General features: G+C 72.1%; 11 protein-coding genes. 2 read left to right on the top strand and 9 right to left on the bottom strand.

The genetic code is table 11. The features are described from left to right. Positions 1-49: 49 nt before the first annotated feature. The 4 genes from SNA_RS06690 to SNA_RS43100 form a co-directional block, all read right to left on the bottom strand. Entirely contained in the window at positions 50-1894 is a 1845-nt protein-coding gene (locus tag SNA_RS06690) for a LytR C-terminal domain-containing protein (protein WP_030066611.1), read from the bottom strand. A 24-nt stretch (positions 1895-1918) separates the two neighbouring features. Next, on the bottom strand, positions 1919-2530 hold the full coding sequence (gene nadD, locus SNA_RS06685; protein ID WP_030066610.1) for a nicotinate-nucleotide adenylyltransferase: 612 nt from the start codon (positions 2528-2530) through the stop codon (positions 1919-1921). Positions 2531-2582: 52 nt separating this feature from the next. After that, the gene (locus tag SNA_RS43105; protein ID WP_030066609.1) at positions 2583-2744 is read right to left on the bottom strand and encodes a hypothetical protein; all 162 of its coding nucleotides are present in this window, start codon (positions 2742-2744) and stop codon (positions 2583-2585) included. Positions 2745-2860: 116 nt separating this feature from the next. Beyond that, on the bottom strand, positions 2861-3013 hold the full coding sequence (locus SNA_RS43100; RefSeq protein ID WP_198534991.1) for a hypothetical protein: 153 nt from the start codon (positions 3011-3013) through the stop codon (positions 2861-2863). Positions 3014-3155: 142 nt separating this feature from the next. On the opposite strand from SNA_RS43100, the gene SNA_RS06675 reads away from it, so the two are divergent. Continuing rightward, entirely contained in the window at positions 3156-4256 is a 1101-nt protein-coding gene (locus tag SNA_RS06675; RefSeq protein WP_030066608.1) for a M48 family metallopeptidase, read from the top strand. A gap of 31 nt (positions 4257-4287) precedes the next feature. On the opposite strand, the gene SNA_RS06670 is transcribed toward SNA_RS06675, so the two are convergent. The 5 genes from SNA_RS06670 to proB form a co-directional block, all read right to left on the bottom strand. Continuing rightward, on the bottom strand, positions 4288-5421 hold the full coding sequence (locus SNA_RS06670) for an SCO2583 family membrane protein (protein WP_044363768.1): 1134 nt from the start codon (positions 5419-5421) through the stop codon (positions 4288-4290). A 116-nt stretch (positions 5422-5537) separates the two neighbouring features. Next, the gene (locus tag SNA_RS06665; protein WP_030066606.1) at positions 5538-6161 is read right to left on the bottom strand and encodes an SCO2584 family spore wall biosynthesis protein; all 624 of its coding nucleotides are present in this window, start codon (positions 6159-6161) and stop codon (positions 5538-5540) included. Between the two features lie 113 nt (positions 6162-6274). Further along, positions 6275-7543: a glutamate-5-semialdehyde dehydrogenase gene (locus tag SNA_RS06660; RefSeq protein ID WP_030066605.1), complete on the bottom strand. Its 1269-nt coding sequence runs from the start codon at positions 7541-7543 to the stop codon at positions 6275-6277. A 102-nt stretch (positions 7544-7645) separates the two neighbouring features. Continuing rightward, positions 7646-8140: a hypothetical protein gene (locus tag SNA_RS06655; protein ID WP_030066604.1), complete on the bottom strand. Its 495-nt coding sequence runs from the start codon at positions 8138-8140 to the stop codon at positions 7646-7648. 290 nt (positions 8141-8430) lie between these two features. Then, positions 8431-9528, bottom strand: coding sequence for a glutamate 5-kinase (gene proB / locus SNA_RS06650; protein WP_044363767.1), 1098 nt, complete (start codon positions 9526-9528; stop codon positions 8431-8433). 450 nt (positions 9529-9978) lie between these two features. Between proB and SNA_RS06645 the strand changes: the two genes are divergently transcribed. Beyond that, positions 9979-12075, top strand: a complete 2097-nt coding sequence (locus SNA_RS06645) for a hypothetical protein (protein ID WP_044363766.1) — start codon at positions 9979-9981, stop codon at positions 12073-12075. Positions 12076-12162 lie beyond the last annotated feature (87 nt).

Here is a 12162-nt window from a genome sequence, read left to right as displayed (position 1 = left end):
CGGCCCCCCCGCCGCGCCCCACGGCGGGCGGCCGCACCGGAGCCGCTGGTCAGCCCTTGAAGTCCTGGCCCAGTACGACCGTGATGTCCGCGTTCGAGGCGCCCTTGCCCTGTGTGACGGCGCCGGCCGGCAGCCCCAGGGTCTTGGCGACCTCGGCGGCCTGGGCCTTCTTGCCGGCGTCGGCGTAGGTCACCTGGGACGTGGTGCGAGCCGTCTCGGCGCCGGCGTCGACGAAGGTGTAGCCGCCGTTGACCAGCGCGACCTGTGCCTTGCCGGTCGCGGACTTCGTCCCGGCGGCGTTACGGACGGCGACCCGGGCGACGGCGTCGGGGGCGGTCTTCTTGACCTCGCCGCCGAGCACGTCCTTGACCATGGCGGTCGAGGCGGCCTGGGTGAGCGTGCCGTCCGCCTGCGCCGGCAGCAGGGTCGTCCGGTAGGCACCGGTCTTCGCCAGCTCCGCGCGCTGCGCCAGCGAGCTGCCGAGCTCGGCCTCGGTCAGCGGCGGATCGAGGACCTGGAGGAGCGTCTTGACGGTTGCGGTGGCGCCGTCCGCATCGCTGGAGACCTTCTTCAGCGTGGCCTGCATGACCTGCCCGAACCGCTCCAGCTGCTTGATCTGGGTCTCGCCGGGCCCCTGGTAGGTGGCGTAGGCGACGGCCGCCTGCCCGTTGAGGTCGCGGGCGCGGCCCTGTTTGACGACCGGGGAGTCGCCCTTCTTGGCGCCGGGCACGGTGGCGTCCGCATCCAGGGTGATCCCGCCAACCGTCTCGACGAGGTTCTCCAGGTAGGGGGTGTCCAGCCGCCAGCTGGCCTTGAGATCGGTGCCCAGGAGGGTGTTGAGGGAGTCCTTGGTGGCGTCGGCGCCGTCCTCCTTGACGGACTTGGCGAGCGTGGTGGCGCTTCCGTCGTCCTTGGTCAGGACGAGGTTGTTGGGCAGCAGGACGGTCGTGCCCTTGTGGGTGGTGGTGTTGTCCACCAGGAGCGCGGTCGAGCTGTTGCCGCTCTTGGTGTCGCGCAGATGGACCACCAGGACGTCACGCTTCTGCCCGCCGGCCGCAACGGCCTTGGCGCCGCCCGCACCGGCCAGGCCCGGCAGCTTGCCCGCCCACCACAGATAGCCGACGCCGCCGGCCACCACGAGCGCGAGCACCACGCACAGCGCGACGATCCTGCTGCGGCCGCGCCGCTTGGCCTCCTCGCGCCGCTCGGTGCGGCTCTCGGTGAACTTCAGCCAGTCGATGACGTCCTCGGAGTCCTCGTCCCCCTCTTCGGCGAAGGAGAACTCCTCGGGGCGGGAGTCGTCGTCCGGGGCGGCCGCGGAGCGCCTGCCCCCGGGGGGCGGCGGGGCCGCGTCCGTACGGGGGGCGCCCTGGGGCTCCGCGCCGTACGGGGACGCCTTGTCGAAGGCCGGCCGGTCACCGTAGGAGGGCTGCTCGTCGTAGGAGGGCTGCTCGTCGTAGGCGGGCTGCTCGTACGGCTGCCGCGGCGCCTGCTGGGGGATCCACTCCTGCCGGCCTTGCTGCCCCGGCCGGCCGCCCGGCTGCTGCTGGGGCTGCGCGTACGGGTCGTACTGCGGCGCATAGCCCTGCTGGACCTGGCCGCGCCCGTAGGCGTCGTAGCCGTACTCCTGCTGCGCCGGGGGCTGCTGACCGCCCTGGGGGCCCGCCTGGCCGCCGTACGGGTCGTAGCCGCCCTGACCGTCATAGGGCTCGGCGGGCGCCACCGGCTGTCCGTAGGGGTCGTAGGACTGCTCGTACGGCCCCTGGGAGGCGTCGTGGTACACCGGCTGCCCGTAGGCGTCGTAGGTGTAGCCCGGCCTGCCCTGCCGCTCCCGGGCGTAGGGGTCCTGGGCATACGGGTCCTGCGGCCCGTACGGATCCTGTCGGTCGCTCACCGGTGCCCCTTTCCGTCAGGTGCGTCAGCGGTCGCTGCGGTACAGCTGCTTCTTGTCGATGTAACGCACCACTCCGTCGGGGACCAGGTACCAGACCGGGTCCCCCTGGGCGACGCGCGCCCGGCAGTCCGTCGAGGAGATGGCCAGCGCCGGCACCTCGATCAGCGACACCGCCCCCTCGGGCAGCCCCGGGTCCGCGAGGACATGGCCGGGTCTGGTCACCCCGATGAAGTGCGCGAGTGACACCAGCTCCGCCGCATCGTGCCAGGTCAGGATCTGGCTGAGGGCATCGGCGCCGGTGATGAAGAACAGATCCGCGTCACGGTGCTCGGCGCGCAGATCACGCAGCGTGTCTATCGTGTACGTCTTGCCGCCGCGGTCGATGTCGATGCGGCTGACGGAGAACTGCGGATTGGATGCGGTGGCGATGACCGTCATCAGATACCGGTCCTCGGCCGGGGACACCGTCTTGTGGCTCTTCTGCCACGGCTGTCCCGTCGGCACGAAGATGACCTCGTCGAGGTGGAACTGGCTGGCCACCTCGCTGGCGGCGACAAGGTGACCGTGATGGATCGGGTCGAACGTCCCGCCCATCACGCCGAGCCGCCGCTTCACGGGCCCTGTGTGCTCTCCCATGCGTGCAGACCCTACTGGGCGTCGCGCGACGGCGGGGTCCGGGTGCCGGGGCTCAGCGGTCGCGGTTGAAGCGGGTGGTGATCCACAGCAGGAGAAGCAGGACAAACAGGGCGCCGCCGCCGGTCACGAAGGGGCTGAGGCTGGCGTGGCCGCCCTCGTGTCCGGGCTCGGCGGCGAGGGAGACCAGGGAATGTGCGGTGGTGTGCAGGCTCATCGTCGACAGGACCAATCCGGGTGGGGTCGGGCAGTAACGTCCGCCACATCGTAAGCGTCACCCCGCCGCGGACCCACGGCGACTCCACCCACGGCCCCGGGAGGCGGCTGCGACGTTCAGTCCTGGTTGCCGTAACCGCGCAGCAGGAACCACGCGAGGAACACCGCACCCAGCACGCCGACGATGATCACGGTGCGCAGGATCCAGCCGGGGCCGTCGGCGTGGGAGGTCTGCTCGGCGGCGGCGAGGAGCAGGCTCGGACGGGGCATGGCGATGCGCTCCCTTGGTGCGAGAAGTACGGGCGGGTACGGGGCGGATGTACCGAGCTTCAGCGTACGCCTGAGCATCCATTCCGCTGTCAGTGGCGTCCTCTAGGCTGAAACTCACGCAGTCGAAGAGGGGGAGGCCCCAATGACGGAGAGCCCAGGCGGCAGCGACAACGTACCGAGCCGGGACCGCAAGCGGTTCCCCGGAATCTCGTCCCGGGCGTACGAACACCCGGCGGACCGCTCTGCGCTGGTGGCCCTGCGCAAGCTGAGCGGATTCGACACCATCTTCAAGACGCTCAGCGGTCTGCTTCCGGAGCGCAGCCTGCGGCTGATGTTCCTGTCGGACTCCGTCCGCGTCGGCGACCAGCAGTTCGCGCACCTCAACGACATGCTGCGGGACGCCTGCTACATCCTGGACCTGGAGAAGGTCCCGCCGATGTACGTCAACCAGGACCCGAATCCGAACGCCATGTGTATCGGCCTGGACGAGCCGGTCATCGTGCTGACGACGGGCCTGGTCGAACTCCTCGACGAGGAGGAGATGCGGGCGGTCATCGGCCATGAGGTCGGGCACGCGCTGTCCGGGCATGCCGTGTACCGCACGATCATGCTGTTCCTGACGAATGTGGCCGTGAAGGTCTCCTGGATCCCGCTGGGCAATGTCGCCATCATGGCGATCGTGACGGCGCTGCGCGAGTGGTTCCGCAAGTCGGAGCTGTCCGCGGACCGCGCCGGGCTGCTGGTCGGACAGGACCTCCAGGCGTCGATGCGCGGCCTGATGAAGCTGGCCGGCGGCAATCATCTGCACGAGATGAACGTCGACGCCTTCCTCAAGCAGGCGGAGGAGTACGAGCAGGGCGGCGATCTGCGCGACTCCGTCCTCAAGATCCTCAACCTGCTGCCGCGCAGCCACCCGTTCACCACCGTGCGGGCGGCCGAGCTGAAGAAGTGGGCGGCCAGCCGCGACCACCAGCGCATCCTGGACGGCCACTACCCGCGCCGCGACGAGGACAAGGACACCTCGGTGTCCGACTCCTTCCGGGACTCCGCGGCCCACTACGCCGACTCGGTGCGCAACAGCAAGGACCCGCTGATGGGCCTGGTGCGCGATATCGCGGGCGGTGCGGGCGATCTGGGCGGCAAGCTGCGCGACACGGTCTTCGGATCGCGCGACGGCGGCGCCAACGGCTCCGGCGGCAGCGGCAAGGGGCCGGGCGGAGGCAAGGGCCCGAGCGGGGACTGACGGAGCGGAGCCGGTCCGACGGCGCGCGCGTCTAGCGGATCGGGTGCGCCGGGGCCGGTTCGGCGGTGGCCGCCAGTTCGCCGCACAGCGAAGGGTTGGCCCGGCCCCTGGCGAAGGGGTCGGTGCTCGCCGGCCGGCCGTCCCCGGCGCGCTGTCCGGCGAGCAGCGGGCGCAGCGTGTCGGCCGGCTGCGAGGAGCAGGCCAGCGGCCCCGCCTGGAGGTTGCTCTGGAGGACTTCCAGCCGGTGATCGGTCAGGTCGTCGCGGTTTATCCGGAAGCGCATCTCGCGCCGGACGGTGAACAGCGAGGCGGCGCCCGGGGTGACCTTGCCCACGCCGTGGTCGGCGGGGCCGTTCTTCAGCGCCTGGTCGGTGGGGCGTACGGCGTAGACAAAGGTGTAGTCGGCGGTGACGTCGAGCGCGTCCGGGCTCAACTCCGTCGCCGCGAGGGTGCCGTTGACCCGTACGTCGCGGTCCGCGAGCCCGATCTGCCGCGGGTCGAAGCGGACCAGCCAGCCGGTCGCCGCATAGCGGCCGTTGTCGTCGGGATGCGTCATGCTCCGGTCGAACTGGTCGAGTTGCCCGGTGTCCAGCAGCAGCCGCACCGGCCGCACCGAGCCGCCGGTGAGCGTGGCCGGATCCAGCGAGGAGCGGACGAGGTACTCCTTCGCAAGGGTCAGGGCGGAGACGATCTGGCCGTCGGAGAAGTGTTCGGAGCGGGCGACGGTGGGCAGGCCGATGCCCGCGGCGCCGATGCGGAAGTCCTTCGCCGGGCTGTGCACGAAGAGGTCCTCGGGTGTCGCGCCCGGCACCTCGCCGGACGGTGCGAGCGGTACGGCCGCGGAGCGCAGCGGCTGGGCCGGGACCGTGTCGGGGGTCTTGTAGGGGTGGCGGACGCCCATGTAGACGGCGGTGCCGAAGGCCAGGACGATCAGCAGCACCAGCAAGATCGCCTGCCGGGAGCCGCCGGCCGCGCGCAGCAGCCAGCGGTGCCGGGGTTTGACGGCAGGCGAATGCTGATCGCCCAGCCGCTCGTCGGCGGAGAATTCCTGTAGCCGCGCTGCCCGCACGAACGATTCGTCGAAGACAACGGATCGGTATTCGTCCTCACCGCCTCCCGAGGCGCCGTCGGGCGTCCCTTCGGGAGGGTCACCAGGCCCGGTCATACAACTAGGGTAGGTCCGGTGCGGCGAAGGTAAACGCCGGGACGGACGCCAACTTCAGCGGCCCGCTCCCCCCGTCCCACCGGGCGCCCGGCCCGGAGGGTCTGCCCGCCCACCGGTCAGTGCGCCCGGTGCGCCGCGGACGCCGACGGCGGCGCGGATTCGGCCGAGGCGGACGGCACCAGCCCGGGCCGCAGCGTCCGGCCGCCCGCGCGCCCGCCCGAGGACGTCTCGCCGGTCGCGGGCTCGCTGGAGGCGGGCCGCGGCGCCGGGCTCTCGTTGCGGCCGGCGGCCCCGCGGGAGACCGCGCTGAAGGCCAGCGCGACCAGCCCGATGCCCATCACCACGGCCAGCACCCAGGCAATCGGCCGGTGCCAGCGGGGCCCGCCGCGGTAGGGCCGCAGCGAGCCGCCGTAGGGGCCGTACGGGCCGTATTCGCCGTATTCCCCGTAATCGTCGCAGGTGTCGTGGTCACCGGTCCGCCGGGCGGCCGCACCGCGCTCCCGGGGGCCGTCCGCGCCCTCGGGGCCGAAGCCCGGCCCCGAGCGGGCGGCCTCGGCCTCGGCGCGCGCCTCGGCGGCGGCCAGCATGCGCTCGACCGCCGAGGGCTCATGGATCCGCGCGGACCGGACGAATTCCTCGTCGAAGACCACGGAAGCGAATTCCTCATCCGCTCTTCCGTGGTGGTGCTCGTCGGGCTCTTCGCCGTCCTGGAACGGCATGCCCCCCACGTCGTCCGGCACCCGTCCAGGTTAGCCCCGGCCGCTCGTTTTGGGCAGAGAGATTCCGGCAGAGAACGGGAATCCCCACAGCAACCGACAACGGCTCCCGCCCCGGCCCACCACGACGAAGCGTTCTAGCGGGTGTGCCCGTCCCCCGTGACGATGTACTTCGTCGACGTGAGCTCCGGCAGGCCCATGGGGCCGCGGGCGTGAAGCTTCTGCGTGGAGATGCCGATCTCGGCGCCGAAGCCGAACTGGCCGCCGTCGGTGAAACGGGTGGAGGCATTGACCGCGACGGTCGTGGAATCCACCAACTGGGTGAAGCGGCGGGCGGCGGCCTGCGAGGTGGTGACGATCGCCTCGGTGTGGCCGGAGGTCCAGCGCCGGATGTGCGCCACCGCCGCGTCCAGGTCCGGCACCACGGCGGCCGCGATGTCGTACGAGAGGTACTCGGTCGCCCAGTCCTCGTCGGTGGCGGGCGCGACCAGCCCGGGGCCGGCCTGCTGCCAGGCGGCGTCGCCGTGCACCACCACGCCCGCCTGGGTGAGCGCCTCCAGGGCGCGCGGCAGGAACTTCTCGGCGATCCCGGCGTGCACCAGCACCGTCTCGGCGGCGTTGCAGACGCTGGGCCGCTGCGCCTTGGAGTTGATCAGGATGTCGATCGCCATGTCGATGTCGGCGGCCTCGTCGACGTAGACGTGGCAGTTGCCGGTGCCGGTCTCGATCACCGGGACGATGGACTCCTCGACGACCGTACGGATCAGCGAGGCGCCGCCGCGCGGGATCAGCACGTCCACCAGGCCGCGGGCCCGCATCAGCTCGCGGACCGACTCGCGGCTCTCGCCCGGCACCAGCTGCACCGCGTCGGCGGGGAGCCCGGCGCCCTCGACGGCCTGGCGGAGCACCTCCACCAGGGCGGTGTTCGATGCGTACGCGGAGGACGAGCCGCGCAGCAGCACGGCGTTGCCCGACTTCAGGCACAGCGCGGCGGCGTCGACCGTCACATTGGGCCGGGCCTCGTAGATGATGCCGATCACACCGAGCGGGACCCGGACCTGGCGCAGGTCCAGGCCGTTGGGCAGGGTCGAGCCACGGACCACCTCGCCCACCGGGTCGGGCAGCCCGACCACATCGCGCACATCCGCGGCGATGGCGGCGATCCGCTCGGGGGTGAGGGTGAGCCGGTCCACGATCGACTCGGCGGTGCCGGCGGCGCGCGCCTTGGCGATGTCCTCGGCGTTCGCGGCGACGATCGCGTCCGTACGGGCCACCAGGGCGTCGGCGATGGCGAGCAGCGCCCCGTCGCGGGCCGTCCGCGGCAGCGGCGCCAGCTCGGCGGCCGCCTCCTTCGCACGGCGGGCGGTCTCAAGGACGGGCGAGGTGGCGGATGCGCTGCTGGTCATGGCCGAAGCCTAGCTCGATGACGGACCGGGGCCGCCCCGCATTTCACAGTGCGGAACGCCGGCGGCCCCGGCCCGGCCACAACTTCCCCCCCGGGGCTGGACCTAATACGGATGGACCCCGACCGGCGAGGCCGGTGGCGGCCCGTATCCCTCGGCGATGCGCTGGTGGTAGGTCTCGCGGTCGATGACTTCCAGACCGACGATCTCCCAGGGCGGCAGGTTGGCCGTCGAGCGGTGTTCGCCCCACAGCCGCAGGGCCACCGCCGCGGCGTCGTGCAGGTCCCGCGCCTCCTCCCAGTAGCGGATCTCGGCGTGGTCGTTGGCGTAGCGGCTGGTCAGCAGGAAGGGATGGTCGTGGGCGAGCTGTTCGAGCGAGCGCCGGACATCCTTCAACGGCGCCTCCTCACCCGAGACGCTCAACGTGATGTGCCACAGCCGCGACGCCTCCCGGCGGGCGCCCTCCGGCGCCGCCGGTGCCGTCCCGGCCCGCTCCGTACGCTGGTCGTCCGGGCGGACGGCGTCCTCCCCGGCCCGGACGCTGGTCAGTGTGCGCTCCGCCGTCCCTCGGGGCAGAGCCCCCGGGCGCCCTCGTCTCACCGGCGGCCTCCTGTGCTGCGAATCGCTCCGCCCTCGGGGAGTGCGGAGCCGATGGGTGCGGTCGTACTTCGGCGTATGCGCTCGCGCGCTGCGGACGCCGCTCCCCCACGGCGCCAGGTGCGCGGGCGCCCCGGACGCCGCCGACCCACGGCGCCGCCGCCACCAAGTTGACCAGCCCGCGGGCCCTCGCGGGGCCGTTTTCGCGAAGGTCTCCGCGGAAAGGCCGGACTTCGCGCCGCGCCGCGGGGGTGTTTCCGTGCCGTGACGGCCGTCAGCCGGGCGGCAGGCGCTCAGTGGTGCAGCAGCACCAGATCGTCGCGGTGCACGACCTCCCGCTCATAGGCGGGGCCCAGCTCACGGGCGAGATCGCGGGTCGAGCGGCCCATCAGACGGGGGATTTCCCGGGCATCGAAATTGACGAGCCCACGGGCCACCGCCCGCCCCCCGCCGTCGCGCAGCTCGACCGGGTCACCGGCGGAGAACTCCCCCTCGACGGCGGCGATCCCGGCCGGCAGCAGCGAGGAATGCCGTTCGACCACGGCCTCGACGGCGCCGTCGTCCAGGACCAGCGCGCCCCGCGGGGTGGAGGCGTGCGCCAGCCACAGCAGCCGGTCGGCGGAGCGGCGGCCGGTGGGCAGGAAGTGGGTGCCGGTGGGGCCGCCGGCCAGCGCATCGGCGGCGTGCACGGCGGAGGTGAGGACGACCGGGACGCCGGCCGCCGCCGCGATCCGGGCCGCCTCGACCTTGGTGACCATGCCGCCGGTGCCCACCCCGGCCTTGCCCGCGCTCCCGATGGAGATCCCCTCCAGGTCCTGGGGCCCGCGCACCTCCGCTATCCGCGACGTACCGGGGGTGGAAGGGTCGCCGTCGTAGAGCCCGTCCACGTCGGAGAGCAGGATCAGCACATCGGCGCGGACCAGATGGGCGACCAGCGCGGCGAGGCGGTCGTTGTCGCCGAAGCGGATCTCGTCGGTGGCGACGGTGTCGTTCTCGTTGACGATCGGTACGGCGCCCATGGCCAGCAGCTGGTCCAGGGTGCGGTAGGCGTTGCGGTAGTGGGCGCGGCGGCTGGTGTCGTCGGAGGTCAGCAGGACCTGGCCGACGCGGCGGCCGTAACGCGCGAAGGAGGCGGTGTACCGGGCGACGAGCAGGCCCTGGCCGACGCTGGCGGCGGCCTGCTGGCGGGCCAGGTCGCGCGGGCGGCGCTCCAGCCCCAGCGGCGCGAGCCCGGCCGCGATGGCTCCGGAGGAGACCAGCACGATCTCCTTGTCCTCATGTTTGGCCAGCACGTCCACCAGCGCGTCCACGCGGTCCGCGTCCAGTCCCCCGGCGGCCGTGGTCAGCGACGACGAGCCGATCTTGACCACGATCCGGCGGGCGTCCGCCACATCCTGCCGCGCGCCTTTCGCACCTGTCGCGCCTGCTGCGCCTGACACCTGAGATACCCCTGTTGTCGCTCGCCCCTGAAACGGTCCTACGGGCGCAATCTACGGCAGGACCGGCCTTGGGCGCGTCGCGATATCGCCTGGCGGACGCCCGCGCGGACACCGCGGCTCGCCGCGGCGACGGGTGGGCCCGGTTGCCCGGACGACGTTCCCCGTACGGCGTCCCGGCCTGCCCTGGAAATCGTTAAGACGGTGGTGGGGTCCATATGGTTGCTCGTTTGGTCCGCTTTCGCGGTGATGAGAGCCACAGCAGATTGTCACCAAGGCCAACAAGGTCATACGGTCGGGTGTCCATCGGTCCCGTTTCGCCGCTCCGGCGGCGTCGCAGCGCGGGCCCCGGCCACCCCCTTCGGCCTCCCCCTGACCTTTATTGCTGCCAGGAGCCCTGCCACCGTGCCTTCCGCCGGATTCGCCCCCCGCCGAGCCGTGCAGCTCGCGGCCCTCTTCGCGATGATGCTCGCGTTCACCGCCCAGCTGGTGGGTGCGCTGCTGCCGATCATTCCGCTGTTCATCGCCGCGTCCGTGGTCAACCTGGGACTCGACCTGATCCTCCAGCACAAGCAGCCCGGCCTGCTGTCCGTGCTCGGCCGGATCCGGTTCGACGTCACGGTCCGCCAACTGCTGCGCGACATGGTGATACTTGTCGGACTGCTGCACATCGACGGCATCAACCCGCTAGAGGAGCAGGCGCCGCTCACCATCACGCTGCTGCTCTTCTACGGCACCCACTTCGTGTGCCAGGCGGTCGCGGTGCTGGTCCGGCGGACCCGCAGCCTGCCGTTCGTGACGCGCAACATCGACACGAGCGCGCTGCGGCTGTCCGATGCCCCGCCGCGCATCCTCTCCCGCCAGACGGGCCGGCGGCTGTTGCGCTTCTCGGTCCCCACCACCACGGGCATGATGGTGACCGCGGTCACCACCGACGCGTACTGGGGCGGCATCGGCATCGCCGTCTCCCTGGTCCTCTCCGCCGCTGGCACCGTCTACCTGGGCACCTGGCTGCTGCCCAAGAAGCGGGTCGTCTCCGAGCAGCGCGCCCTGGAGTGGCTGGACGGCTGGCTCGCCGAGTACGGGCCCACGGTCGGCATGTACTTCTCCGGCGGCGCGTCCTCCGCCTACCAGGCCAACATGTGGCTGAGCACCCTCGCCGACCTGGACGGCAACCCGATCATCGTGCTCCGCGAGCGCTTCATGGTGCAGAAGATCGAGGCCACGGACATCCCGATCGTCTGCATCCCCAAGGTCGCCAACCTGATGCGCCTGGAGCACTCCACGCTCAAGGTCCTGCTGCACCCGGCGAACTCCGGCAAGACCTCGCAGATCCTGCGGATCCCGTCCATCAAGCACGCCTTCATCAACCACGGCGAGAGCGACAAGCTGTCCTCCTGCAACCCGTACGCCAAGGCGTACGACGAGGTGTGGGTGGCCGGCCCGGCGGCCCGCGACCGCTACCAGCTCGCCGACATCGGCGTGGAGGACAAGGACGTCGTCGAGGTGGGCCGCCCGCAGCTGGCCCCGATCCTGCCGTACGAGGGCGCGCCGAAGGACCGGCCGACCACCGTGCTGTACGCCCCGACCTGGGAGGGCTGGGACGGCAACCCGGGCAACACCTCGGTGATCCTGGCGGGCGAGAACATCGTCCGGGAGCTGCTCGCCGACGACACCGTCCGGCTGCTGTACAAGCCGCACCCGATGACCGGCTCGGTCGACCCGCGGGCGGGCGCCGCCAACACCCGTATCCAGGCGATGATCGCCGAGGCGAACGGCCGGCGCAGCGGTGCGCAGCCCGGCCCCGAGGCCGCCGCCGAGCTGGCCCGCCGCGCCGAGGAGCTCCAGGCGCTGACCACCTCCGACTTCCGCAAGAGCGCGGACGAACTGGAGCGGATGCGGCTTCAGGGCACCCCGGAGGAGGGCCGCTCGGCCGCCGTCGATGCCGCCGTGGACGCCTGGGAGGCGGCGTACTGGAACTCCTTCCCCGACTGGCAGCACGTGGTCATCACCACCGCCCGGCCCGGCATCTTCGCCTGCTTCAACGAGGCCGACGTGCTGATCAGCGATGTCTCCAGCGTGGTCTCGGACTACCTGAGCAGCGAGAAGCCGTACGCGGTCGCCAACACCTCGGGGATGAGCGAGGAGGAGTTCCGGGCGAACTTCCCCACCGTGCGGGCGGCGACCATCCTCACGCCCGACGCGAGCGGGGTGGCCGGGCTGCTGGAGGCCGTGCGCGATCCGCAGCTCGATGCCCTCGCCGCCGAACGCGCCGAGCTCAAGGAGCATCTGCTCGGCCCGTCCGACCCGCCGTCCGCGGTGCGCTTCAACGAGGCCGCGCTGGCGCTGTGCGCCCAGGCAGATGAGCGGCGCCGACGGATGGAGAACCGTCTGACGGGCATCCCCGGGCAGCGCTCGCAGGGCGCCGCGGACGCGTCAGACGCCGCCGTGACGGCCGGAAACGAGCCCAGCGGGGCCGCGGACACGCCGGCGGCGGTCTAGCCGCAGCGGGGCACCCAGGGCCCCGCACAGCGGCCTCGCGACACGGGGAAGGCCCCGGGAGGATCTCCTCCCGGGGCCTTCCCGTAT

This window comes from Streptomyces natalensis ATCC 27448, from assembly GCF_000935125.1.
Taxonomy (GTDB): domain Bacteria; phylum Actinomycetota; class Actinomycetes; order Streptomycetales; family Streptomycetaceae; genus Streptomyces; species Streptomyces natalensis.
The sequence above is the reverse complement of the archived record's forward strand: the minus strand, read 5'-3'. Positions and strand labels throughout refer to the sequence as shown.